Annotated in this window: 25 protein-coding genes; 9 read left to right on the forward strand and 16 right to left on the reverse strand. The window is 39.9% G+C overall.

Annotated elements, in window-relative coordinates; genetic code table 11:
* Positions 1 to 18: 18 nt before the first annotated feature.
* The 4 genes from FTT92_RS01990 to FTT92_RS02005 form a co-directional block, all read right to left on the reverse strand.
* On the reverse strand, positions 19 to 666 hold the full coding sequence (locus tag FTT92_RS01990; RefSeq protein WP_180171293.1) for a hypothetical protein: 648 nt from the start codon (positions 664 to 666) through the stop codon (positions 19 to 21).
* Positions 667 to 763: 97 nt separating this feature from the next.
* Positions 764 to 1,771, reverse strand: coding sequence for a Holliday junction branch migration DNA helicase RuvB (ruvB, locus tag FTT92_RS01995; RefSeq protein WP_180034375.1), 1,008 nt, complete (start codon positions 1,769 to 1,771; stop codon positions 764 to 766).
* A 245-nt stretch (positions 1,772 to 2,016) separates the two neighbouring features.
* Positions 2,017 to 2,619 carry a Holliday junction branch migration protein RuvA gene (gene ruvA / locus FTT92_RS02000; protein ID WP_180023328.1) on the reverse strand — a complete coding sequence of 201 codons (603 nt, stop codon included), beginning with the start codon at positions 2,617 to 2,619 and terminating at the stop codon, positions 2,017 to 2,019.
* A gap of 129 nt (positions 2,620 to 2,748) precedes the next feature.
* The gene (locus FTT92_RS02005) at positions 2,749 to 4,089 is read right to left on the reverse strand and encodes a deoxyguanosinetriphosphate triphosphohydrolase (RefSeq protein WP_180093667.1); all 1,341 of its coding nucleotides are present in this window, start codon (positions 4,087 to 4,089) and stop codon (positions 2,749 to 2,751) included.
* Between the two features lie 212 nt (positions 4,090 to 4,301).
* On the opposite strand from FTT92_RS02005, the gene FTT92_RS02010 reads away from it, so the two are divergent.
* From FTT92_RS02010 to FTT92_RS16655, 3 genes are all read left to right on the forward strand, one after another.
* On the forward strand, positions 4,302 to 5,336 hold the full coding sequence (locus FTT92_RS02010) for a M20/M25/M40 family metallo-hydrolase (protein WP_180171294.1): 1,035 nt from the start codon (positions 4,302 to 4,304) through the stop codon (positions 5,334 to 5,336).
* A 388-nt stretch (positions 5,337 to 5,724) separates the two neighbouring features.
* A complete protein-coding gene (gene purL / locus FTT92_RS02015) occupies positions 5,725 to 9,561 on the forward strand; it encodes a phosphoribosylformylglycinamidine synthase (RefSeq protein ID WP_180171295.1) in 3,837 nt (1,278 codons plus the stop codon).
* A 326-nt stretch (positions 9,562 to 9,887) separates the two neighbouring features.
* Positions 9,888 to 10,016 carry a KGW motif small protein gene (locus FTT92_RS16655; RefSeq protein ID WP_257223017.1) on the forward strand — a complete coding sequence of 43 codons (129 nt, stop codon included), beginning with the start codon at positions 9,888 to 9,890 and terminating at the stop codon, positions 10,014 to 10,016.
* A 34-nt stretch (positions 10,017 to 10,050) separates the two neighbouring features.
* On the opposite strand, the gene FTT92_RS02020 is transcribed toward FTT92_RS16655, so the two are convergent.
* Together FTT92_RS02020 and FTT92_RS02025 are read right to left on the reverse strand one after the other, a co-directional pair.
* Entirely contained in the window at positions 10,051 to 10,668 is a 618-nt protein-coding gene (locus FTT92_RS02020) for a hypothetical protein (RefSeq protein WP_180022505.1), read from the reverse strand.
* A gap of 385 nt (positions 10,669 to 11,053) precedes the next feature.
* Positions 11,054 to 12,796: an FAD-dependent monooxygenase gene (locus FTT92_RS02025; RefSeq protein ID WP_180171296.1), complete on the reverse strand. Its 1,743-nt coding sequence runs from the start codon at positions 12,794 to 12,796 to the stop codon at positions 11,054 to 11,056.
* A gap of 156 nt (positions 12,797 to 12,952) precedes the next feature.
* On the opposite strand from FTT92_RS02025, the gene FTT92_RS02030 reads away from it, so the two are divergent.
* On the forward strand, positions 12,953 to 13,834 hold the full coding sequence (locus tag FTT92_RS02030) for a LysR family transcriptional regulator (RefSeq protein WP_180171297.1): 882 nt from the start codon (positions 12,953 to 12,955) through the stop codon (positions 13,832 to 13,834).
* A gap of 15 nt (positions 13,835 to 13,849) precedes the next feature.
* A complete protein-coding gene (locus FTT92_RS02035; RefSeq protein ID WP_180171298.1) occupies positions 13,850 to 14,167 on the forward strand; it encodes an NGG1p interacting factor NIF3 in 318 nt (105 codons plus the stop codon).
* Positions 14,168 to 14,375: 208 nt separating this feature from the next.
* Here FTT92_RS02035 and FTT92_RS02040 read toward each other — a convergent pair whose 3' ends face one another.
* Positions 14,376 to 15,149, reverse strand: a complete 774-nt coding sequence (locus tag FTT92_RS02040; RefSeq protein ID WP_180171299.1) for a nitroreductase family protein — start codon at positions 15,147 to 15,149, stop codon at positions 14,376 to 14,378.
* Positions 15,150 to 15,244: 95 nt separating this feature from the next.
* Positions 15,245 to 16,045, reverse strand: coding sequence for an enoyl-CoA hydratase-related protein (locus FTT92_RS02045; RefSeq protein ID WP_180171300.1), 801 nt, complete (start codon positions 16,043 to 16,045; stop codon positions 15,245 to 15,247).
* Between the two features lie 106 nt (positions 16,046 to 16,151).
* On the opposite strand from FTT92_RS02045, the gene FTT92_RS02050 reads away from it, so the two are divergent.
* Both FTT92_RS02050 and FTT92_RS02055 read left to right on the forward strand, forming a co-directional pair.
* Positions 16,152 to 16,721: a nicotinate-nicotinamide nucleotide adenylyltransferase gene (locus tag FTT92_RS02050; RefSeq protein ID WP_180171301.1), complete on the forward strand. Its 570-nt coding sequence runs from the start codon at positions 16,152 to 16,154 to the stop codon at positions 16,719 to 16,721.
* An 86-nt stretch (positions 16,722 to 16,807) separates the two neighbouring features.
* Positions 16,808 to 17,374, forward strand: a complete 567-nt coding sequence (locus FTT92_RS02055) for a YceI family protein (RefSeq protein ID WP_180171302.1) — start codon at positions 16,808 to 16,810, stop codon at positions 17,372 to 17,374.
* 16 nt (positions 17,375 to 17,390) lie between these two features.
* On the opposite strand, the gene FTT92_RS02060 is transcribed toward FTT92_RS02055, so the two are convergent.
* Positions 17,391 to 18,278, reverse strand: a complete 888-nt coding sequence (locus tag FTT92_RS02060) for a LysR family transcriptional regulator ArgP (RefSeq protein WP_180171303.1) — start codon at positions 18,276 to 18,278, stop codon at positions 17,391 to 17,393.
* A 138-nt stretch (positions 18,279 to 18,416) separates the two neighbouring features.
* Here FTT92_RS02060 and FTT92_RS02065 point away from each other — a divergent pair, with 138 nt between their 5' ends.
* On the forward strand, positions 18,417 to 19,016 hold the full coding sequence (locus tag FTT92_RS02065) for a LysE/ArgO family amino acid transporter (protein WP_180054954.1): 600 nt from the start codon (positions 18,417 to 18,419) through the stop codon (positions 19,014 to 19,016).
* A 59-nt stretch (positions 19,017 to 19,075) separates the two neighbouring features.
* Here FTT92_RS02065 and FTT92_RS02070 read toward each other — a convergent pair whose 3' ends face one another.
* From FTT92_RS02070 to dapD, 5 genes are all read right to left on the reverse strand, one after another.
* On the reverse strand, positions 19,076 to 19,534 hold the full coding sequence (locus tag FTT92_RS02070; RefSeq protein WP_168378136.1) for a peroxiredoxin: 459 nt from the start codon (positions 19,532 to 19,534) through the stop codon (positions 19,076 to 19,078).
* A 135-nt stretch (positions 19,535 to 19,669) separates the two neighbouring features.
* The gene (locus tag FTT92_RS02075) at positions 19,670 to 20,077 is read right to left on the reverse strand and encodes a hypothetical protein (protein WP_078190350.1); all 408 of its coding nucleotides are present in this window, start codon (positions 20,075 to 20,077) and stop codon (positions 19,670 to 19,672) included.
* Positions 20,078 to 20,090: 13 nt separating this feature from the next.
* Complete coding sequence (gene queC, locus FTT92_RS02080; RefSeq protein ID WP_180147455.1) at positions 20,091 to 20,762, reverse strand: 7-cyano-7-deazaguanine synthase QueC; 672 nt, start codon at positions 20,760 to 20,762, stop codon at positions 20,091 to 20,093.
* Between the two features lie 29 nt (positions 20,763 to 20,791).
* Entirely contained in the window at positions 20,792 to 21,502 is a 711-nt protein-coding gene (gene queE, locus FTT92_RS02085) for a 7-carboxy-7-deazaguanine synthase QueE (protein ID WP_180023340.1), read from the reverse strand.
* Positions 21,503 to 21,614: 112 nt separating this feature from the next.
* Positions 21,615 to 22,436: a 2,3,4,5-tetrahydropyridine-2,6-dicarboxylate N-succinyltransferase gene (dapD, locus tag FTT92_RS02090; RefSeq protein WP_078190347.1), complete on the reverse strand. Its 822-nt coding sequence runs from the start codon at positions 22,434 to 22,436 to the stop codon at positions 21,615 to 21,617.
* A 374-nt stretch (positions 22,437 to 22,810) separates the two neighbouring features.
* Here dapD and carO point away from each other — a divergent pair, with 374 nt between their 5' ends.
* On the forward strand, positions 22,811 to 23,521 hold the full coding sequence (gene carO / locus FTT92_RS02095; protein WP_078192021.1) for an ornithine uptake porin CarO: 711 nt from the start codon (positions 22,811 to 22,813) through the stop codon (positions 23,519 to 23,521).
* A gap of 59 nt (positions 23,522 to 23,580) precedes the next feature.
* On the opposite strand, the gene FTT92_RS02100 is transcribed toward carO, so the two are convergent.
* Positions 23,581 to 24,795, reverse strand: a complete 1,215-nt coding sequence (locus FTT92_RS02100) for an OmpP1/FadL family transporter (RefSeq protein WP_180171304.1) — start codon at positions 24,793 to 24,795, stop codon at positions 23,581 to 23,583.
* Between the two features lie 164 nt (positions 24,796 to 24,959).
* Positions 24,960 to 25,883, reverse strand: coding sequence for a CysB family HTH-type transcriptional regulator (locus FTT92_RS02105; RefSeq protein ID WP_078190345.1), 924 nt, complete (start codon positions 25,881 to 25,883; stop codon positions 24,960 to 24,962).
* Between the last annotated feature and the right edge of the window lie 26 nt (positions 25,884 to 25,909).

The raw sequence follows: 25,909 nt of genomic DNA on the forward strand, positions 1-25,909 counted from the left end.
TAAAAAAAGAGACTACTTTTAATTTGTTTGTTCATCTAATTTAAATTTTGCATCGACAAAATCCTGTAGATGAGCTGCTAAATATCCCGCAATATGAAAGTGAGTTTCTTCCATTTTCTTTTTCTGTTGCTTGGGGAGTAATGCCTTCAAAGATTCATACATATACGTTAAGCAGCAAAAGCCAAGGCCAATAACTAACATAAGTGAAAGTTTATTAGCTAGATCTATCCAGAAAAATACATAAACGAGTATGGCTAAAGCAAAGAATGAGAAGCTGAAATACAAAGTATTAATTTTTGCTGGCTTAAAGTTTTCCTTGACCAAAACTTGTACGTCGTCGTGATAGTACGTCCCAATAAAAATGAGGGCAGAAGTATAGTTGAAGCTCAGGTTTTTTATACGATATGCAGAAGGCGATTGCTTAATAGTTAAGATGTTATCTTCATCTACTTCTATAGTTTCTTTGCTAAGAATGTTTTCACATTCGACAGTGATAAAATAATTGTATTCGGTGTGGAATAAGCTTTCAAAATCACTCATTTGTTTAGGGCTAAATGAACTGATGGGTTGTTCTCTGGGAATGTTTTCAATGGCACTGTCTAATGGAAGGTTTTGAATGTATTCGCTATTAATTTTGTTAATTATTCTATTCTCAAGATTTATCATTTTAGTTTGCTGTTTGTAGTGGATTGAATTTATTTAAAAATTTAAATAAACATTCAGGGAGAATTTAACTCCCTGAAGTCGTTCAGTGAATAATCGTCTATTTATCTTTCGGCTCTGGTGGTGTCATACCAAACTGTAAATAAGCCATATTGGTGGCAATACGTCCACGTGCAGTACGCATGACATAACCTTGCTGAATGAGGTAAGGCTCGATCACATCTTCTAGCGTCCCTGAGTCTTCTGCCATAGCTGCAGCCAAAGCTTCAACACCTGCAGGGCCGCCGTCAAAACGTTCTAATAACATTGAAAGATAACGACGGTCTAAAGTGTCTAAACCATCTTTATCGACATTCAACATATCTAAAGCACGTTGAGCCATTTCTTGGGTCACTTCGCCTGTACCTTTGACTTGGGCATAATCTCGAACACGGCGTAATAAACGGTTGGCAATACGTGGCGTACCACGTGCACGGCGTGCAACTTCTTGAGCACCTTCGGCAGTCATGGGTACATCCATCAAGTTTGCAGATCGAGTCACAATATGCGTTAAGTCTTTGACAGAATAAAACTCTAAACGTTGCACAATCCCGAAACGATCACGCAAAGGTGAGGTGAGTAGTCCCGCACGTGTGGTTGCTGCAACTAATGTAAATGCAGGTAAGTCGAGTTTGATAGAACGGGCAGCTGGTCCTTCACCAATCATGATATCCAACTGATAATCTTCCATGGCTGGATATAAAATTTCTTCAATCACCGGTGAAAGACGATGAATTTCGTCAATAAACAGTACGTCACCTTCTTCAAGGTTGGTCAGCATTGCAGCTAAGTCACCTGCACGTTCAAGAACAGGGCCAGAAGTGGATTTTAGGTTACCACCCATCTCACGGGCAATAATATTGGCCAGTGTGGTTTTACCTAAACCCGGTGGGCCAAAAATTAAGGTGTGATCGAGTGCTTCTTCACGGCCACGTGCAGCACCAATAAAGATTTCCATTTGTTCACGGACGACAGGCTGCCCGATGTAGTCATCGAGGGAAGTTGGGCGAATGGCGCGGTCGAAGTGGTCTTCGGGTTTTTCTGAACCACTGATAAGACGGTCTTGCATAATTATTTAACTAATCTCTATATCGTTGTGGAAGAATCACAGCCTCAAAAAGCGATTGAACTTTAAATGCCATTGTATAGGCGATTCTCACTTTTGACTGGGCAAAAGTGACAAAACCCATTTGTTAAACTGATGCTACGTCCTTGTAGCACAGTTTAACGGCGACATCCTTGTCGCCTGCGTGATTCACATACTGTCTATAACCCTAAAAGGCAAAGGATGCAGTGCTCATTAGAAACTAAAAATTATTTATTCATCGACTTTAATGCAGCACGGATAATGTCGCTGGCTTCAGTAAAGTCACCTTTGGCAGCATTCACTAATTTTTGTGCTTCAATTGGTTTGTAGCCCAGTGATTGCAATGCAGCTTCAGCTTCAGCAACGGCAGAATTACCAGTAAATTGGATTTGCTCCGAAGTTGAATTGCTTGGTACTGTGCCAGATGACATCGCTTTAAAACGGTCACGAAGTTCAATCATCAAGCGTTCTGCGGTTTTTTTACCTACACCCGGAACTTTGACTAAAGTGTTTACATCTTCATGTTCAACCGTGTGAATCAGCATTTCAACGCTTAAGGTCGACAAAATGCCCAGTGCCATTTTTGGGCCAACGCCGTTAACTTTTAATAATGTGCGGAAGATCAGTTTTTCTTGCGCATTGCTAAATCCATACAGCAGTTGTGCATCTTCACGAACAGCCAAATGTGTCCACAGGGTGATTTTTTGACCTTTCTGTAGTTGGCAAAATGTTGAAAGTGGGGTGTCAATTTCATAGCCCACACCATTTACATTGAGTAATACTGTTGGTGCTTCCAATGCCAGCACTTCACCAATTAAACATCCGATCATGTCATTTATTCACTTTATTTAAGTTCAGACTATATTTAAGTTCACTGTGGGCATTCCCCACATGTTCAAGTTTGTTGTGAGATTAGCGTGAAGGATAGTGAATTGCTAGCCTTCGATATTTTTAATGGTTTAAAAGAAACCAACTTTATTCCCTTGTAACTCTTGCGCTAAATTATAGGCTTGATGGTCTGAAAACTTAGAGATGATATCGAGTACTTGCATAATATTGTCATAATGCGACATACCAAAATGTGCTCCTGAACGATGTAAAATAGACATCAATCGTTGCTCTTTAAAGCTCAAAGTTTTATTGGGCGTGGTCAGTGGAATAAAGGCATCCAAAATATTTTGCAAACTTTGGTGTGCAATAATTTCCAAACCTGCCTTATGCGGATGTTCAAAGATTTTATCACGAGCCAGTTCTTTGGCACGGTTAATCCCGATTTCAATATCTTCACTGCAATATTGCAATAAACTGCCTTTAAGTTGGCCAGACAAAATTTCATTATGATGACGTGCAAAAGCTGTAGTTACTTCTTCAACCAAACGCTTCATCACACGGCCACGCAAAGCGGCAATTTTCTGCTGCCATGTGGTATCCGTCATTGCAAGTTCGGCAGGAATACCATAATCACCAATCAGGTCAAGGAAAATTGGCTCAACTTCATTATAACTCAACATATTGAGAATAATGCCATCTTCCAAATCAATCAGGGCATAACAAATATCATCTGCGGCTTCAAGCAAATAGGTCAACGGATGACGACAGTAGTGATATTCGCCCAGTTGAATTAAACCCAATTGTTCTGCAATTTGCTGCAAGATTTCTTTTTCTGCTTGATAACAACCAAACTTTGCTCGTTGGCTTGCAGGTTTATTGCCTTGTGATGCAATGGTTTTTGAAAGCCACGGGTATTTTAAATATGCACCTAAAGTTGCATAGGTTAAACGCATACCACCATCATTCGGGTGATAGTCAATTTTAGTCAGTAAACGTAAGCCTTGTGCATTACCTTCAAACTGACGCACATCGGCTTCTTCTTCAGGGCTTAAGTCCTGTAAAAAGTTGGTATGCGATGCGTCATCAAACCATTCTCGAATGGCATATTCGCCTGCATGGCCAAAAGGTGGATTACCAATATCGTGTGCCAAGCACGCAGCTTGAATAATTGCACCGACATCGGCAGGTGAAATCCACATCGGGAGTTCATCTTTAATTTTTTCCGCAGCCAACATCCCCAATGAACGTCCAATACAAGACACTTCTAAAGAGTGCGTCAGGCGAGTATGAATGCCATCATGTTGGGTTAATGGATGGACTTGGGTCTTGCGATTAAGCTGTCGAAAACTCTGCGAAAATATAATGCGGTCATAGTCTTTGTGGAAGGGGCTACGTGCCTGTTCAGAACTGTGTTTATTGCTACCAATACGAACTGTAGAAAGAAGTTCAAGCCAACGCATTTGAGTCATTTATCATTATTCAATTATTACTTGAATTGAATAATGCCAAACTTAGCAGAAAAGCACTAGTCTGGGGCGACACAACTTGTCTTAAAAGATGTATGAGTGATTTGCCTTAATGAAATGCAAAACAAAACAGAAATTTAAAAATGGGCTGTTAGTATAGATGGGCAAATTTTACCTTTTATCCCATTTTTTAATTTTTAATGAGAATAATTTAAATGTATAGAAAACAATTTCTTCCTACGTTGACTGCACTAAGTTTGGGCGTGACATTTTTTTTGTCAGGTTGTACAAGTTTCAACACAGAAAAAAATATAACGAAAGTGCAGCCAAACCAAAATGTTGCTGCATTAGAAAATAGCATGATGCATCATTTACAAACATTTGAAGAAATTGCAGAACAAAATGGTGGCAATCGTGCAGTAGGTACAGCAGGTGGATTGGCTTCTGCACAATATATTCTTGAACAAGCCAAGAAAGCAGGCTTGCACGCGCAAATGTTGCCATTTGAAAATCGAGAAAAGACCGTTGGGCAAAATATTGTGATTGAGATTGAAGGACAATCCAAAGATACCGCTGTGATAGTCGGCGCACACTATGATTCGGTGAAAATGGGGCCTGGGATTAATGATAATGCTTCAGGCGTTGCAGTATTGTTAGCATTATTACAAGACTATGCGAAGCAAAAGGTAAAACCTAAACACACACTATATCTTGCCTTTTGGGATTCGGAAGAGGTTGGTATTGCAGGTTCACAAGTTTTTGTGAAATCACTCAGTGAGAAACAGCTTCAAGGCATTCAAGCCTATATCAATGTTGATATGGTGGGAACAAAGAATCCGAATATCATGATTGCCGATGGAGACCATTCATCAATTGCAGAAATGGCGGCACAGTTTAAAGCCAATGGACTTGCACAAAGTGATTATCAGCCAATCTTAGACAGCATCAGCCAATTACCTAAGCACCCGCAGGATGCTGCATTAGAACAAAGTATGCGTCAATATTTTAAAACCAATAATATTCAGATTAAAGATGATGTAACGACTTTAACAGCAAGCGATACTTTGCCATTTTTAGGGAAAGTTCCCGTTACTTCACTAATTTTATTTAATGAGCAAATGAAAGGTGATGAACTCGAATTTGCACCGTGCTATCACAAGGCTTGCGATACGATTGATGGTGTAGATGTAAACTCACTGAACTTAGCCCTTAATGTAATTCAACATCTATTGTCAGATTTGAATAAATAAAATGTTTCAATTTCAAATGTGAAATGATTTTAGTCTTTTATGAATTTCAGGTTTAAATCTCACACATTTAGACCTGAAATTCATTTTCAAATATGGTTTTAAAGCTTGATTAAAAAGTGAGTTGTTGTTGAAAAATAAAACATTTTTATAGTTTGAATATTATTCTTAGGATGAAATGAAAAAATCAGATAATTTTGTGTTAATCTGTGCGACTAAATTCAATTTTATTATTTAAAAATAAAAGCATTATTGCCTAAACTTCCCGATATAAGCACTACAATTTCACTTTCACATCTAGCTGATTTAACTAATACACAGTAGAATATGCGCTCTCTCAAGTCACATTGTGGCATGGTCTTTTCGATCATCCCGTGGAGCCAAAATCAGCATGTTTATCGTTGCCGGTGCACCTGCACATTCTTCATTTAAGAAAACTCAACTATTATCACGTTTAACGTCAATTAGTTCTGTTCAATCAATTGAAAGTCAATGGGTTTACCTTTTTGACCAAGCGCTCAACGAGCAACAACAGCAATCCGCTTTACAGCTTCTCAACGATGGTCAATCTTTTGAATTGCACCAAGCAGCAAGTGACGAAGTCCAAATTTTAGTGACGCCACGTGTTGGAACCATCTCTCCGTGGTCGTCTAAGGCAACAGACATTTTTGCCAACTGTAATACACCGGTTCATCGCCTTGAACGCGGTGTTTTGTTTACTTTGAAGGGTGTAAATGCTGTTTCTGATGAAGTAAAACTAGCATTACATGATCGCATGACAGAAAGCGTTTTCAATGCTATTGAAGATGCTGCGGCACTTTTCTCTGAAACTGAACCAAAGCCTTTAAACTCAATTGATATTTTGGGTCAAGGTAAAGAAGCGTTGGTGAAAGCTAACTCTGAATTTGGTTTTGCGCTTTCTGATGAAGAAATCGATTATTTAACCGATGCATTCACAAAAATGGGTCGCAACCCGCATGACATCGAATTGATGATGTTTGCTCAAGCGAACTCAGAGCATTGCCGTCACAAAATCTTCGGTTCTGAATGGACAATTGATGGTGAAGTTCAACCATTGTCATTGTTCCAAATGATTAAAAACACCTATAAAGAATCACCTACAGATGTATTGTCGGCTTATAAAGATAACGCTTCTGTAATTGTGGGTTTTGACACACAACGCTTCTATCCAAAGCAAGATGCTGAAACAGGTCACCATGTTTATAAGTATAAGAGCCAAGCTGCTCACATTCTTATGAAAGTGGAAACCCATAACCATCCGACAGCGATTGCACCATTTGCTGGTGCAGCAACAGGTTCGGGCGGTGAAATCCGTGACGAAGGCGCAACAGGTCGTGGTGGTAAGCCAAAAGCTGGTTTAACAGGTTTTACCGTATCTAACTTGAATATTCCAGGCTTTGAACAGCCTTGGGAAGAAAACTACGGCAAACCATCTCGTATGGCATCTCCACTTCAAATTATGATTGAAGGCCCATTGGGCGGTGCAGCCTTTAACAACGAATTTGGTCGTCCTGCGTTAAACGGTTACTTCCGTACATTTGAACAAAATGTAAATGGTGATGTAAAAGGCTTCCATAAGCCAATTATGATTGCCGGTGGTTACGGTAACATCCGTCCTGATCATGTAGAAAAAGATGCGATTCAACCAGGCGATTTACTCATCGTACTGGGTGGTCCTGCAATGCTCATCGGCTTAGGTGGCGGTGCAGCGTCTTCTGTAGACAGCGGTAAGTTGGGTGAAAACCTAGACTTCGCATCTGTACAGCGTGAAAACCCAGAAATGGAACGCCGTTGCCAAGAAGTGATTGATGCGTGCTGGCGCATGGAAGATCATAACCCAATCGTGTCTGTACATGACGTAGGCGCGGGCGGTATCTCAAATGCAATGCCTGAACTTGTGAACGATCACGAGTTAGGGGCGGTACTTGATCTGCGTAAAATTCCATCGCTTGAAAAAGGCATGTCTCCGATGGAGATCTGGTCGAATGAAGCGCAAGAACGTTATGTTTTGGCGATCCGTCCATCATCTTTAGAACTCTTTGAATCACTGTGTGCACGTGAGCGTTGTCCGTTTGCGGTATTGGGTGAAGCGACTGAAGCGCGCCATTTAACCGTTGAAGATCCATTGTTTGAAAACAAAGCTGTGGATATGCCAATGCAAGTGATGCTTGGTGGTACACCACGCATGAGCCGTTCATACGAAACCATTGAACGTAAAGGCGATGACTTCACTGCTGAAACAGTAACAGATTTGAAAGATGCGATTTACCGCGTTCTTAAGAATCCAACTGTTGCATCTAAATCGTTCCTCATCACCATTGGTGACCGTTCGATTACAGGTATGGTTGCACGTGATCAGTTCGTCGGTAAGTGGCAAGTGCCTGTAGCGGATGCTGCAGTAACAACGACTAGCCTTGTTGGTTATACAGGTGAAGCGATGGCAATGGGTGAGCGTCCACCAGTTGCGTTGTTGAATCCTGCTGCTTCTGCACGTTTATCTGTAGCAGAATCAATTTCAAACATCATGTCTGCAAAAATCGACCAGATCAGTGACATTAAATTGTCTGCAAACTGGATGGCTGCAGCAGGTCAACCGGGTGAAGACCAAGCGCTATTTGAAGGCGTTAAAGCCATCGGTATGGAAATGTGTCCTGCTTTAGGTATCGCAATTCCTGTAGGTAAAGACTCATTGTCTATGCGTACAACTTGGAATGATGACGGTGTTGATAAATCTGTAACATCTCCTATGACAGGCGTGATCACAGCATTTGCACCTGTAACAGATGTTCGCAAAACATTAACACCTGAACTTAAAAATATCGAGTCTGTACTTGTACGTATCGATCTTTCTAAAGGTCAATTCCGCCTTGGCGGTTCGATCCTTGCTCAGGTTTATAAAGCAATTGGTTCTGTAACACCTGATGTAGACAGTTTTGATGACTTCAAAGCATTCTTTGCGTTGGTTCAAGATTGGAACAACCGTGGTCTAATCAAGGCTTACCATGACATCGGTGATGGCGGTCTGCTGGCAACTGTTGCAGAAATGATGTTTGCTTCACGCCTAGGTGTAGCACTTGAAGATCAATCTACTGCAAGCTTGTTTGCAGAAGAAATTGGTGCAGTGCTTCAAATCAGCAAAGCGGATTGGGCTGCATTAGAAGCTGAAGTTGCAGCGTCTAGCCTTAAAGATGCAATTGCAGTTGTGGGTACTGTAAACGATACAGATACTTTAACTGTAAATGGTTTGAGCTTAGACCGTGCTGAATTACAGCAAGCATGGACCGAAGTGTCACATCAAATCCAGCGTTTACGTGACAACGTAGAAACTGCGGATCAAGAATATGCGCTGATTGCTGACAAATCACATGCAGGTTTAATTGCAAAACCAACATTTGATTTGAACGAGCCTATCGAAGCACCGTACATCAATGAACGCCGTCCAAACATGGTGATTCTGCGTGAACAGGGTGTAAACGGTCATGTAGAAATGGCTGCTGCATTCGATAAAGTCGGCTTCAACACTGTAGACGTACACATGAGCGACTTGCTTGCTGGCCGTATCAGTCTTGATGACTTTGAAGGTTTAGTTGCATGTGGCGGTTTCTCTTACGGTGACGTATTGGGTGCAGGCGGCGGTTGGGCTAAATCTGTATTGTTTAACCCGAAACTTCGTGACCAATTTGAGAAATTCTTCAACCGTGATGAAACTTTCTCTCTAGGTATTTGTAACGGCTGTCAAATGCTGTCTCAGCTTGCACCATTAATTCCGGGTGCAGAAGCTTGGCCTCGTTTCCACCGCAATACTTCAGAGATGTTTGAAGCTCGTGCTGTAAACGTACGCGTTGAAAAATCTAACTCTGTATTGTTAGAAGGTATGGAAGGTTCGATTCTTCCAATCGCAGTTGCGCATGGTGAAGGCCGTGTTGTGACTTCGGCAGAAAACTTGGCTTCTTTAAATGCAAATGACCAAGTGATTTTGCGTTATGTTGATAGCCAAGGCAACCCAACGCAGCATTATCCAATGAACCCGAACGGTTCACCAGAAGCGATTTCAGGTGTAACGTCTAAAGACGGTCGTGCAACAATTATGATGCCGCACCCTGAACGTAACTTCCGCGCGATTCAGCATTCTTGGAAACCAGAAGATTGGGATCAAGACGGTGCTTGGTTACGTATGTTCCGTAATGCACGTAAATTTATTGGTTAATCTTAGATAGATGAATCATAGAAAAGAGCCGCCTTCGGGTGGCTTTTTTATGGTTAAAATTTACCAAAAGATATATTAATTATTGTGAATGCTTGTTTTTACACATATAATCGCTTTCGATTTTTAACCACCTGCGGGTGGTTTTTTGTTGGTTTTAAATTTTTATTTCTCCCACTGAACTTGGTTTAGATTTTGCTTTTATATTTGTGGAAACATGCTAGTGTGTATTTTATGCACAATAACTATGCAAGATTAAAGACAGCAAGATAAAAGAAAGATGGATAACTAAACGAGTTCAGTATCAACACTCATGATGAGGTGATGACATGATTAAAACAGCGGAATATTCGGCAGTTGATAAGTCTGCGCTGCGTAAAAAGGGCTGGAAGCTTTTTGGTGCAGTCGTGTGTTTGCAGTTGGTGTTTTTAGTTTTGGGTTATGCTTTACAGATGTAATATTTGAACAATTGAAACCGCCGTGAGGCGGTTTTTATAAGCCTTCCGCGTTAGATGGTAACCAAGCACTATATTTTTCTTTCAATTGCTTTTTAAACTTCTCATCCCAAATAATAAAATCAATCCCACCATCATAAGGTGCAACAATAATTTTTTTTTCAAATGAAATGAGAAATGCATGAATTTCTTCATTTGCAATTTTTAATAATAAATCATCATGTTTTTTAGGCTCCCATATTATTTGAGTGTATAAGGGTATAAAACAGATATCATTTTCATCACCATCATCAAAGTATTCAGGATCTATCTGATGTAGATTCATAGAAGGTGATTCTATTAAATTGTAGGAAATGATTTTTCTTCTATCATATTCAGGGTGAAAACGATCTGGATCTGGCTGAGAATAATGTGGCGTAACATAATTACCTGTCACAAGGTAAACCGAGGTATCTAAGCCTAAACAATCTGTGATGATCTGATTTTGACGATCTAATAAAAGTAGCTCTTCTTCTTTTGAATCGGCATAACGTTTAGACTCGGGCAAGCTATGCATACGAAACCAATATTCCGAAAAATAAAATTTTAATACGTATGGAATAGGTACTTTATTTGGAAAATATTTATTCCATAGTTGTTCAAAAGTTTCAGTCATAGTGAATTTTTTGTTTATTTTTAATGGATTTATTATAACTTAGTATGAAAAAAAACCTTTTATTTATTTAAGTTTATACTCAAACAAATTTATTATGTTCCCAGTATCTCACCTTAAATCCACAAAAATTGCCTTTTTGAAGCGGGTTCAGGTGGTAAAGGTAATTCTGAATACTATGTAGGAACAGATTAGACACGATTTCATTTGAACATGTAATAGTAAAACGCCATCTATTGATGGCGTTCATTTTGCAGGATCTAAGTCATCTATATTTTTTAGAATGATGAAACATCTAACTCCACAATTTAATGGGCGACATCTATGTCTCAGGTTCCGTGATCAAATATCCAATTTAAATTAGATGCTCGTCATTTTATGATTCTATTTAAATCACTAACTGAACCTGCTTTAACACAGCCTTCAACGTATTTTCAAAATCAAAAGCAGCATTGGTACTGTCTTGGTATCGCCAAGCCACATAACCATCTGGACGAACTAAGACAGCGCCTGATTCATGAATTTCAGATTTAGCATTCCACGTACCGTACACATCACGGTATTCACGGGAACCAATTTGAATCACATCTAAAAAAGGTAGATTCAACGATTCAGCAGCAGATTTCCAACCTTTGCCTGAAAGACCTGTCAGTAGGGTGAAACGACCATGCCCTGTAATATCTAACGTTGATTGCTTATCGCCTTTGGCATCAATAATCCAAGTATGTGGAACTTTAGCCCCCGGACGCGTGGTTGCTTGCAAGTAAAGCTGTTGATCTTTGGCAAAGATCTCAGGCTCAGATTCAGCAATCATAGCATTAGATATATAACGCTGATTCAGCTCTACACCTTGGGCATTAAACTCAAAGTTTTTAATTTCTAAGGCTTGATATAGCTTTTGGCGAATTTCTGCAGCTTGTTCATCTTCCGCAAAAATTCTTTGCATCATTTGAGCTTGAGTTGTGATGCCTTGGTCAAAACCAAATACCTCTTTGAGATGTTTATAGTCAAAGCGAGATTGATTGGCACGCGCCACGATTTGCTTGCCGACAGGCGCACGCTCTAATGTATAAGAATCAAGTAGAGTAGGAGCAGCCCAACCTTTGATGGCATACGCTAATTTCCAACCGAGGTTAAAAGCATCTTGCATACAGGTATTTGAGCCTAAGCCACTTGAGGGTGGATGACGATGTACCGCATCACCGCCGCAGAATACACGCCCTTTTGAATATTCGGTTGCCCATGTTTGGTTCACATACCAATAAGACAGTTTTTGAATTTCGACATTTTCAACTTCAGCACCCACAAAGGCATTTAAACGCGCACGAACTTGTTCTTCGGTGACTTGTGGTTCGCCTTTAGAAATATCAAAGCCCCAACCCATAATCCATTCATTCCACGGTGTAATGGCACGGAGTAAGCCCATGCCCAAATCACCAAAGCTCGCTTCAGGGTTAACAATCCATTGCAAAATAGCAGGGCGGTGTTGCACGTATTTGGAAAGATCAGCTTTAAAGGTTACATAGACTGTACCTGCACGAGACATCACCCCTTCAAGGGGTAAATCAAGCTGTTCAAGGACTTTAGAACGCGCACCATCCATACCGACCAAATATTTGGCACGTAAGCTGAATTCAGTATTTGTAATACGATTTAAAAAGGTTGCTGTTACACCATGCTCATCTTGCACATGGGACAAATATTCAGTATTAAAATTATATATTGCACCACGTTCAGCCGCATTTTTTACCAACAAAGCTTCCATTTTCGGCTGAATGAGATCGACCAATGGACAAGGACTGCCTTTAATATAATCGCCATGACGTTCATCGCCCGTTCCCCAAGCACTCATACGGGCAATTTCTTCACCGACAAGGCTCGTGGTAATCAGGCTTTCACCCATCTGTTCCCAAGGTGTGGCAATGTCGAGAACTTGTTCTTCGATACCTAAGTCACGTAACACTTCCATCGCACGTTGGTTGGTAATATGGGCACGAGGACTATTGGCTAACCAATTAAATTGGGTAAAAAGCTGAACCTGAATACCGTAATTTGCCAAGGCTAAACCTAAAGTAGAACCTGCAGGCCCTGTGCCAATAATGAGAACATCGGTATCGAATTGCTGTGTCATACAAAACTCCATGTGTATGTGAAGCGCAAACTTGGAATAGTCCGCAGTCTAGGCAAATGATTTTCCGAGTAGAATGGATATTCATATAAACTATAGATCTATTGGTATTTTGACTGCATGACACAGGTGATGTAGTGAGTGTGTGGAGTGAAGCGAATGGAATTACGACATTTACGTTATTTTGTGACGGTGGCGAAAGAACAGAGTTTCACTAAGGCAGCGGAAAAACTATTTACAGCACAACCATCACTCAGTCAGCAAATTAAAGACTTAGAGCAAGAGGTTGGGGTGCAATTATTTGAACGTTCTGCCCGAAAAGTCTTACTGACCGATGAAGGGCAGGCTTTTCTGAAATATGCAGAGCAAGCACTAGAAAATGCCAAACAAGCTATAGCAGCAGCTCGCCACGTGGCGCAAGCCAAAAATAATCAAATACATATTGGCTTTTTAAATGTCGCAGAATTGAAAATTATGCCGAGTATTTTGGCGCAATTACAACAACATATCCCTGATCTAAAAATTCATTTACATAGCTTGACGTGTACAGAGCAGATTCAAAAACTCAAAAATACCGAATTGGATATTAGCTTTACTCGTTATCACTTAAGTCATGACGACTTTACCAATATTCAGGTTTTAAGTGAGCAGATCTATCTAGTCGGTGCAGCGCATCTGCATCCATCAGATCGCATCTTAAAACTTCAAGAGTTAAAAAATCACACCATTATTATGTGTGAACAAAATGCTTCTCCTGTTTTTTACGATACCTTAAATGCCTTGATTCCTTTTGATCAGCATCAACATGATCATATGCTGTGGGTAACAAATGTCATGCAGCATTTAAATTTGATTAATATGGGCATGGGCCTGAGTTTTGTGCCCGAATATTTACTCAAATTTTTAAATGATTCGGTCAAAGTCATTCAAACAGATGTGGAATTACCGAAACTAGGTTTATATGCAACCTATCCGAATGCATCGAATAATGTTGCATTGAAAATGATTTACAGTGCTTTAAATAATGTAACTGCTCAATAGCGTCTGGAATAACCAATGTTAAAACTGATTTATTATGTACCTGAGTCTCACTTAGAGTCGACTAAACTGGCCGTATTTGAAGCAGGAGCAGGCGGTATAGGCAACTATGAACACTGCGCTTGGCAGGTGTTAGGTACAGGGCAATTTAAACCTGTAAAAGGCGCAAATCCTTTTATTGGTGAGTTGGATCAGCTGGAGTCTATCCCTGAATGGCGAGTGGAAACCATCGTGCCTGAAGATAAAGCGAGTGAGGTCGCAAGGGCTTTAAAAGTAAGTCATCCTTATGAAGAGCCGGCATTTGAGTTTATTCAAATGGTGGATATTCAATTTTAATGATGCTTTTAAATTTTTAAGTTATAGAAAAAAGTAGATACACGAAGGGTGACATGGATGTCACCCGTTAGACAGAGATTCAAGGATGAATCTTCTGTCTAACAAGGGATTTTGGTTACTTTGATCCTTCAAAGTAACGTAATACCTACGCGTTATACACTAAAGTCACGTAGCTAATTGAGGTTGTGAGTATTCTATTGAAAGCAAGTTAAACCTTCTGAATAAATAAATCACGGTTAAAACGATACTGCGGGAAGAACACACCATCTTTAGCACGTTCACCTGCACCAATCACCATCACTGGGTATTGCTGTGCATTTAATCCTAAAATCTTCTTCACCAAAGGTTCATCAAAACCTTCCATCATACAACTGTCAAAACCATAGGCACGTAAAGCCAAAACTAAGTTTTCACAAGCCAATGCTGTGGTTTTGCTCGCCCAAAGTTTGGCATCTGCTTCATTAAAAGCTGTTACAGGCAATTGTTTATCCAGTGTACGTGCAACTTTGAAAGCAACTTTCTTAAAGTTACCTAGGGCGTTGAAGTAACCAGTTTTATAGTTATAAGGAATAAACTTGTAATACTTCTGTACCGCTGCAGGTGCTTCAGGAAATGGAAATTCCGAAATATTCCGTTTTGCCATTTCATCTACACGGTCGGTACGCGCGACACAGACAATCAATTCAGCAGCAGTTTTTGCAGCTAGTTGCCCTAAGCAAGCTTTCACCAATTGTTTTTTCTTTGCAGGGTTCTGAACGACATAGAATGTCCACGGTTGTAAATTCGATGAATTGGGTGCAAGCAAGGCGAGGTCTAAGCATTCATCTAAAACGTCGTTTGGAATGGCCTTGTCGGTAAACTTACGTACAGAACGACGACTTTGTACAACTTTTTTAAAATTCTCGATATCGATGCCTTCAGGCGCAGGCTCGTAGTAGCGTTTCTTTTCAGGTTTAGTTTCAGTTTGTGATACTGCAGTCATGTGGAAACATCCAGTTTTTTAATTTAGAAAATAGATTGGGGCTGAGATGAAAAAAACCACCCAAATATGAGTGGTTTTTTAGTTCCATTAAAACATTAATTGAACTGAGAGAAGTCAGGTTTACGTTTTTGCATAAAGGCTGCAACAGCTTCCATCATTTCTGGAGAGCCTACTCGATCCATGAAAATTTCAGCTTCATGGTCAATCCATGCCACGATTTCATCTACATTATGTTTCATTAATGCTTTTGATTGAACCAAAGATGCTAGTGGAAGTGCAGATAACTGTGCTGCTTTTTTCGCAGCTGTCGCATAAGCATCTTCTTCAATGCTATTGACCAAATTTGCTGAAAGCGCTGTCGCACTGTCAAACTTCTGAGCGGTTAACAGTAATTCCGCCGCTTTATGGTAGCCGGCTTGTTGAACCAATAGCTTGCTCGATGCACCTTCAGGCGATAGACCAAGGCTCACAAACGGAATTTGGAATAGGGCAGTATTGTCGCTGTAGACTAGATCGCAATGAAGCAGAATCGTAACACCAATCCCAATGGCAACACCGCGAACCGCAGCAATCAGCGGCTTAGAAAATTGAGCAGCAGATTTTAATAAAATGAACGGTGCGCCTTCAGAAGCTGGAGCTTGCCCTTTTTGAGCAGCAGATTTCATAAAATCTTGCATGTCATTGCCCGCACTGAAGTCTGCATCTTGACCACGGAGTACTACTACACGCACTGAAGAATCCTGATCAGCTTCATCTAATGCTTTTGCAATCCAAAGATATAATTCTGTATACAGCGCGTTCTTCGCCTGAGGTCGGTTAATGGCTAAGGTCAGTACGCCATTGTCCAAATTCGCATTCAAATGTTCATGGGGTTGTTGAATACAGCTCAGTGTCATCGTACTATCCTTGCGTAAAAGTTTCGTTTTGATTTTATGCTCGACATTATGTCGCATATTTCAGCCTGTGGCACAACTGCTCAGTTCATAAAAAGTTTGATTTGATATGAAATATACATTTGATTATTTGGTTTTCATTGGGCGTTTTCAGCCGTTCCATTTAGCGCATTTGCAAACCATTAAAATTGCCTTACAACAAAGTCAATATGTGCTTCTGGCGCTTGGTTCGGCGCAAAATGAACGTAATATCAAAAATCCATTTTTAGCGTCAGAACGTGAGCAGATGATCCTGTCGAATTTTTCAGAGCAAGATCAGAAGCGAATCAAGTTTGTGCATGTGATAGATGTATATAACGATGAAAAATGGCAAAAGTTAGTCAAATCTTTGGTGAATGATGTAATTGAAACGAATGCAAAAGTCGGTTTGATCGGGCATTTTAAAGATGATTCTTCTTATTATTTAAAATTCTTCCCCGAGTGGAAAATGGTTGAGCTGGATAGTCTAGAAGGGGCGATTTCTGCGACACCAGTACGTGAAGCGTATTTTCGTGGTGAAATTGAACGAGATGCCTTTCCTAAAGGTACCATTGATTTTTTGCAAAAATTTCAACAGACAGACATTTATAAACAACTTCAACACAAATTTATGACTCAGGATAAAACAAATCTGCTATAAAAAAACGCTAAATTTCTACCACCACAATGGAGTAAAAAAATAAACATTGCAGTGATTTTAGGCTGTGTTTTATTCAGGAGAAAAACATGAATTTGCGTCACGGAACGTTAGCAAAATATATGGGAGCCTTCGCTTTATGCTGCGTATTTCCCCTACATGCTGCTGAATGGACGCTAACGCCTAATAGTCAGGTCACATTTGGCATTAAATCTGTGGGCTTATCTATTGTTGAAGGACGCTTTAATAAGGTTCAGTCGAATCTTAAGTTTGATCCTGAAATTCCGCATAAAGGTTCAGCGCATTTAGTGTTAGATGTGGATAGCATCAGTTTTAGTAACCCAAGCTTGAAAGGATTAATCTTGGGGAGCGAATATTTTGATGCTGCTGAATTTAAGCACGTGAAGTTTTTCAGTAAACAAATCGAACCCGTGGCTTATGCCAAGTATATGATTCGAGGGGATCTCACCATTCGTGGCATCACTAAACCTGTGATCTTTGATACCACACTTGCCCCAAGCCCGCAAAATCCAAAAGTGTTGGATGTTCAATCTTTAGCAACCATTAAACGTAGTGATTTTGGTATGCGTAAAGCACTTGGTGGTGTAGAGGAGCAAGTATTGATACAACTCAAAGGCCAATGGCGGATTGAATAACCCTATTTTGCTGGCTTCAACACATATGATCTTTGGCGTGTTGTAGCATAACAGCAGTTATTTTCTGTAATTGAATTGATTGTTGGTTCCAATGATGCCAATACAAGGCTAAATCAATACTGAGTTCTGTTGAAAGCTCTATCAATTTTCCCGCTGCTAATAAGTCTTTGCTTTGATAGTCGGGTAACCATCCATAGCCCAAGCCCATCGTAATGGCATCAAAAAATGCAGTTGAAGAGGGAATGAAATGATGCGGATATTGTGAAAGATTGAGCCCGAAATTTTTCTGAATCGATTGCGTATGTAGGTCATCTTTCTCATTAAAAATCAGTGCAGGCGCAGCCTTTAACGCATTTCGCGTCACACCTTGAACGAACCATCTTTGGATAAAATCAGGGGTTGCTACAAAGCGATAATGCATTTCACCCAGATATTCTGCAACGCAACCTTTCATGGCTTCTGATTCTGTTGTAACACAGGCATTGACTAGTCCTGCTTCTAATAAATGATGTGTTTGTGACTGATCATCGACCTGAAAATGAATCACGATTTTTTCTTCAATTAAGAGATCTTTGAGTAGCGGAAGCAGCCATGTCGCAAGTGAGTCAGCATTGGTTGCAATATTGACTTGATAAAACGCATTCGCCGTTTGTCCTGTTAGATTTTGCAGAAAATTATGTTCTAGTAATTTGCTGTGTTGTAGATAATGCAATAAAGATTGGCCCGCAAGCGTTGGGCGGCAGGGTCGTTCACGTACAATGAGCACATGACCTAATTTCTTTTCTAAGGTTTGTAACCTGAGCGTGACCGCAGATGCCGTAATGTTTAAACGCAGTGCTGCTTGTTCAAAGCTTCCTGTTTCAGCAACTGCAAGAAATGCTTCACTATGTTTGCTTTGTAACATGAGTCACCTATGAGCATTAGAAATTCTATAAACTAAGAAAAACTTAGTTATATTGATATTTATTTATAAATACTTATTTTTAGCAATAAGCTTGGATAATAGCAAGATTCATTTAAAGCTTTGAAAGTGTAGTTAAAAATGTTGCACAGTTATATGCAAGGGCTCGCAATTGGATTTAGCCTAATTATCGCGATTGGTGCGCAAAATGCGTTTATTCTCAAGCAGGGGTTAAAAAAGCAGTATGTCTTTTGGCTCTGCGCTATTTGTGCTGCTTCTGATTCGATACTCATCTTATTAGGAGTGCTCGGATTCTCCCAATTGGTTGAAAGTCATCCGGAAATTGTGAGTGGAGCGAAATATTTGGGCGCAACGTTTTTAGCAGTTTATGGAGCACAGCATTTTCTGCAAGCCTTTAAAACTTCGAGCAGTTTAGCGCCCAGTGAGAAGAATGAAACAAAATTATTGAAACTGGTACTGATTTGCTTGGCTTTAACGTGGTTGAATCCACATGTGTATCTCGATACGGTTGTGCTGATTGGTTCTATTTCCACGAAGTTTGAATCGACAGCAGTATATTTTGCGATTGGGGCAATCACAGCCTCATGGGTATTCTTCTTTGTCCTCGGATTTGGCGCGCGCTATTTATTACCGCTCTTCCAAAGTGCAAAGGCATGGAAAGTTTTAGACTTTATTATTGGCGTTGTGATGTGGGGAATTGCAATTTCATTATTGCTCTAGTTAGATGACCTCATTAAATTTGAGCCCAATCCTATAGGAGCGGGCTCAAATCATTAATTTTATGCTGCTTGTAATGCTTTTAAATCTTCTAAGACTTGTTCTGCATGGCCTGCAGCTTTGACTTTACGATATTCTTTTACCAGCTTGCCATGATGGAAAATAAAGGTTGAGCGTTCGATACCCATAACCTTTTTGCCATACATATTTTTTTCTTTAATCACATCGAAATGCTGACATAGCACTTCTTCTTTATCACTGATTAAATTAATGCTTAGATTTTGCTTTTCAGTGAAGTTTTGATGGGCTTTAACCGAGTCACGAGAAATGCCGTAGATAGGTGTATTAAGCGTATCAAACTGATCTTTTAAGCATGAAAACCCTATAGCTTGCGTTGTGCAACCTGGTGTTGAATCTTTAGGGTAGAAGTAAACAATCAGCCAGTCATTGTTAAGTTCCGCAAGGTTAACTTCACCTGAGGTAGTTGGAAAGGTTTGATTTGGTAAGCTAATTTCAGTCATGAAGATTTCCTTTTTCGTGTCTTATCCCTAAAGGGGCTTAAACAAAGTATGTGAAATATGACCATCATACAGAATTTACTTTGAACTTAAAGCAATAAAAAAGCCTGCAAATGCAGGCTTTTTTGAGACGAAAAATTATTTTTTCGCTTGAGCAGATTTCATTGCTTCTTCAGTTAAAGTTTTTAATTTACCTGTTAACTGAGGACCGAAACATGCTTGAAGGTCTTTATTTTGTTTTTGAACAAAAGCGAGTGTTGCAGGGCTTTTCTTCTGGTTGATTGTGCTTTGGATTTCCCATTTTTGAGCATTGGTTAAACGACCATCTGCTTCAACAGCACAAGTACAGTATTTGCTAACTTCAGCGGCAGTTAGTTTTTTACCTTTGCCAGTTTCTTCTTTACAAACATTAATTAACGAAGATTTAACGTTAGTGCTCTTATATGCTTGTTGAAGCTTGTCGTTGTCAGCGTGTGCAACTGAAGCAAACAATGCAGCTGCAGAGAAAGCAGCAGAAAGAATAATGTTTGATTTTAAATTTTTCATAAACCCTACCTTGTTATTTCGGTATGTAACGTGTCGGATCTTCAACACCTGCGTCAACGAAACCTTGTTTACGAAGACGGCAGCTATCGCATTTACCGCAAGCACGACCTTGGTCATCTGCTTGATAGCAAGACACCGTTTGACTGTAGTCTACGCCATGTTCTATACCTAAGCGAATGATATTTGCTTTGGATAAATGTAACAGAGGTGTTTCAAATTTAAGTGGTTTTCCTTCAACGCCAACCTTTGTTGCAAGGCGAGCCATGTTGGCAAATGCTTCGATAAACTCTGGACGACAGTCTGGATAGCCTGAGTAATCAACTGCATTAATACCAATGACAATCGCTTCTGCACCAAAAACTTCCGCCGCAGCTAAAGCATATGACAAGAAAATCGTGTTACGCGCTGGTACATAAGTTACAGGAATACCGGCTTGTTCATGATCAGGAACTTCAATGCTATGGTCAGTTAACGCAGAGCCACCTAAGTTACCTAAATCGATATTAATGACACGATGTTCTACACCAGCCTGCTTAGTTAACTCACGAGCAGCATCCAGTTCTGTTGTAGAACGTTGACCATACATAAAACTTAAGGCGATACATTCATAATGTGCTTGAGCCCAAGCTAAACAAGTGGTTGAGTCTAAGCCGCCAGACAATAAAACTATGGCACGAGGGCGCATATGCATTACTCCAAATAATTCTTTAAAACTTAACGACCAGTTTCATCGTTCCAAAGCAATTTATGTAATTGCAATTGGAAGCGAACAGGGAGATGGTCTTCTAAAATCCATTGTGCTAAATCACGTGCAAGTTGAGGTAAACGAACCGCACCTTTTTCTACTGCGAATGCAGGGGAGAACCAAATGGTGCTAACTTTTTCGTTTAGCTTATAGCGCTCAACTTGCTGTTTTGACCATTCATAGTCTTCACGGTTACAAATCACAAATTTGATTTGGTCGTGTTGAGTTAGATGATCGAAGTTGCTAAGCAAATTTCGTGCAACTTCACCCGAAGTTGGGGTTTTTAAATCCATAACTTTAGAAACACGCGGATCAACTTTAGAGACATCTAAAGCACCGCTGGTTTCTAATGAGACTTCGCAGCCTAAATCGGCCAGACGAGTCATGAGGGGAAGGGCGTTCGGTTGAGCAAGCGGCTCACCACCCGTCACGCAAATATAAGGGGTTTTAAAATCTAAAGTAGTTTGAATAATTTCTTCTAATGATTGGCGTTCACCACCTTCAAACGAATAGGTTGTATCACAATAAGTGCAACGTAACGGACAGCCCGTTAAGCGGATAAAGACCGTAGGCAAACCTGCGGTATTGGCTTCACCTTGCAATGAATAAAAAATCTCCGTAATACGTAAACCCGCAGACGGATCAGAAACAGGAATAGCGGAAGATCGAAGGGTACTCATAACAAAATTAACCAGATATAAAAAAACAAAAAATCTCTACGATTATTGCTAACCGTAGAGACGAGGAGCGATAGAAGCTCCACGGAACACGAATGCTCCGCTGAAATAAAACTTAGTCTTCGCGTAATAATTCGTTCAAGCTTGTTTTCGCACGAGTTTTCGCGTCAACTTTTTTCACGATTACTGCAGCATATAGGCTGTATTTACCGCATTTAGAAGGCAGGCTGCCAGAAACCACAACAGAGCCAGCAGGAACACGACCGTAATGGATTTCGCCAGTTTCACGGTCATAAATCTTAGTCGATTGACCAATGAATACGCCCATAGAAATCACAGAACCTTCTTCTACGATTACGCCTTCAACGATTTCAGAACGTGCACCGATGAAGCAGTTATCTTCAATAATTGTTGGATTCGCTTGAAGTGGTTCAAGAACGCCACCAATACCAACGCCACCAGATAAGTGAACATTTTTACCAATTTGAGCACATGAACCAACGGTTGCCCATGTATCAACCATAGTACCTTCGTCAACATATGCACCAATATTGACATATGAAGGCATCAATACAACATTTTTTGCTTGGAAAGAACCTTTACGTGCTACAGCAGGTGGTACTACACGTACACCAGCAGCTTTAAATTGTTCTTCAGTCCAGTCAGAGAACTTAGTATCAACTTTGTCATAGAAGCGTAAGTCACAAGCTTCCATTGGTTTGTTGTCGTTCAATTTGAATGAAAGCAAAACGGCTTTTTTCACCCATTGATGAACAATCCATTCACCATCAATTTTTTCAGCAACACGTAATGTACCGTTGTCTAGGCCAGCGATCACTTCTTCTACTGCTGCACGTACTTCAGCAGGACAGTCAGCTGCAGTGAAATTAGCACGGTCTTCAAACGCTTGTTCAATGATTGTTGAAAGCTGAGACATGTTCTTCCATCCAGAAAAAAATTTTCCAAGATTTTACACTATATCGAGTTAAAAATAGATGGTAAATCGGCCTAGGATCGGAATTAATTATTAAGCAAGCACTAAAACCAAGAAATTAAGAGTGATGAATTTAGCATTTTCATAAGGTTTGTATAAAAAATACGCAAAATATACAGAATTGTTCTCAAGAATCATTATTATATTTAAAAGAATGAAACAAAAACTCTTTATTAATCAATATTAAAATCTAAATGTATCAAAAGTTAACAAAAAATCAGTAAATTTGCATAAATGTTGAGCTGTGTTTCCTTTTAACATGTGCCATATAACAAGTCTGTAAAATCTGAATAACAGTTTATTTTGAGGAGAAACACATGAAATCATTACGTTTATTAACAGTAGCTGCTCTACTTACTGCTGCAGGTACTGCAATGGCAGATACCTCTGTAGTTCATGATGGCTATGCATTTGATCAAAACCAACTTATCCCAACTGGCGCTCGTCTAGAAGTGGGTACGACTGGTTATGGTGGTGCGTTACTTTGGACTGCGAACCCATACGTCGGCCTTGCTTTAGGTTATAACGGTGGTGATATTTCATGGTCAGATGACTTATCTGTAGATGGCGTAAAATACGACATGGATATGGATAACAAAGTTGGTTACTTAAATGCAGAAGTACGTCCTTGGGGTGCAAGTGCTAATCCATGGGCTCAAGGTCTTTATGTTGCTGCGGGTGTAGGTTATATCGACACTGAATATGGCTTGAAATCTACAGCGAAAAGCGGTGAAATCGAAATTGATGGTAAAGAAACTTCTTTCGAACGTCTAAACGGTAAAGTATCTTACGATAACGATATCGCACCATACCTAGGTCTTGGTTTTGCACCAAAATTGAATAAAAACTGGGGCGTATTCGGTGAAGTAGGTGCTTATTACACTGGTAACCCAACTGCAAAATTAACGGCTGTTGGTGGTACTCCTGCTGACCGCGAATTACTTGCTGACCATGAACGTAGCATCGAACAAGATGACAAATACGAATGGCTTCCAGTAGGTAAAGTAGGTGTGAGCTACCATTGGTAAGTTCTTACTGAAACAAAAAAAACGAGCTTCGGCTCGTTTTTTTTGTTTTTAGAAAGCGTTTAAAATCTGTGACCAAATTTCAGACCATAGATCATGGCATCATTGTCTGAGACACTTGCAAGACCTGAAATATGAGATGTTTCAGTATTCGATGGTTTTGAGAGTTTCATATAATACAGGCCAGTCGCTAGAAAATTGTTCGGGTTAAATTTATGCATCATACCTAAACCTAAACCTCGATAGCCATCACTTGGGTTTAAGGTAGACGCTGCATTTCCTGTCCCGTTGTCCCAAATAAACTCTGCAGCAGCGAGCCAATTCGGATTCAATTGATGTGCAATCCCTAACTTTCCTGACCATTGATCTTTCTGATATTCCACCAATTGGATATCAGCTAAATCACGGTATTGTTGATCGAGTGCTGCGTATTGAAGCACGGCATTAAACTGCGGTGGCTGAATGTTGAAATCTTTCCAATTAATCCACCGAACTGTGCCATAAACAACATTGTGTGGGCTAATGGCTGTTTGAAATTCAAAATTGACGCTTTGTGGCGTTTGAATGGAGGTATGGGTTTCTGGTACTAATTGAAAAGGACCATTTGAATATAAAGTTGATTCAGAGGTCTTATTTTCATGTTTGATTTTTGAACGATAGGTTAGGCTAGTTTTAATAGCATATTCAGGGATTTGATAGCTTAAACCGAGCAGCCAACCAAGCGCTTCATCTTGTTTAAAATAGGCATGGTAGCCATTGAGAGCAGCATATTGTTGCCCAGAAATTTTTAAATCACCTTTAAATGTTTGTAGGCTTAAACCGCTATAAATATTCCAATTATTATTGGGTTGATAGCCTACCAGTCCAGTTAGGTTATGCGTTCTAAAGTTAATATCGGCGCTTTCAATATCGATATTTGAGCTATCTGGTAAGCGAGGACTATATTGATAACTGATATCAGTATGAAAAGGTTGCTCATAAATTACTCCCGCAGAAATACTTTCATGTGGTTGAATTTTGAGTGCTAATTTCCCAGAAAATTGTTGATGGGCAAGATTCCCTGTAGAAAAATCAGTTACGCCTAGTTGACTAATTGAAGCTTGGTTCTGTACTTTCCCGTCAATTTGAGCATCAACATAAGCGAAACTGGCTTCAGTATAATTTCCGGGTTCAAAAAAGGCCGAGATCGATTGATCTGAGTTTTCTATCCCTGCTGCATACATGATTTGTATGGGGCAGACGATACCGACTGCCACTGCGACGAATTGATTTTTCATAAAGTTCTGGCTTATGGGTCGGAAGTAATGAAGTTTTAATTTTTATTATGTTGAACGTATTTTAATCACAATTAAAAATAAAACCAAGAAAACTTAGATAAAATATGAATTTACCAATAAAAAAGAGGACAGCATGTGTCCTCTTTAATTCGTCAATTGGGGTATCAGTCTTCTGGGTAAGCGACTTTTTTCAACGCTTTGATGTCAGCATCTGGTGAACATAAAGAAATAAACTCATAGCCATAACCGCGTAGTAAATGTCCTTTGCGAACAGCAATCCAAGTGGTATTAACACCAAAAATATCGGTAGGAATTTGTTTTAAACGGTAATCACGTTCTGGGTCATATGCCACATCGTTGACAATACCCACCCCCATATTGAGTTCAACATAGGTTTTAATAACGTCTGCATCAAGTGCGGACATCACGATATCAACATCAAAGCCTGAATCTTCAAAGGCTTTATCAATTTTTGAACGACCTGTAAAACCACCGTGATAGGTAATAATTGGATAGTTCGATAAATCTTCAATGGTGATATTTGATTTTTGGGTCAGTGGGTGCTCTTTAGGCGTAATGATGCTGTGTTGCCAGTTGTAGTAAGGCACGCTTGCCAGGTTATCTTCATTGGTTAATGATTCGGTTGCGATCCCGATATCCGCTTCACCTTGAAGAAGCATTTCTGTAATTTCTACAGGACTTGCTTGTTGCAAAATTAGATGAACTTTTGGAAATTCTTTTTTAAATTGGTTCACAATCGGCGGCAAGACATAACGTGCTTGCGTATGTGTGGTCGCAATCGTCAATGTCCCTTCATCTACTTTGTTGAAGTCATCTGCCAGACGTTTAATATTATCTGCATCTACGAGCATACGTTCAACGATACCCAATAATGACTGGCCTGGTTCGGTTAAACCGAGTAGACGTTTACCTTTACGGATAAACAGCTGTACACCAAGTTCATCTTCTAGATCTTTGATGTGTTTACTCACGCCAGACTGCGAGGTGTAAAGTGCAGCAGACGCTTCTGTTAAATTAAAATTCTGACGTACTGTTTCTCGAATAATTCTTAATTGTTGGAAATTCATAATTTTATTTTACCTTAAAAGCAAGT

Source organism: Acinetobacter sp. YH12023 (genome assembly GCF_013420135.1).
GTDB lineage: Bacteria > Pseudomonadota > Gammaproteobacteria > Pseudomonadales > Moraxellaceae > Acinetobacter > Acinetobacter amyesii.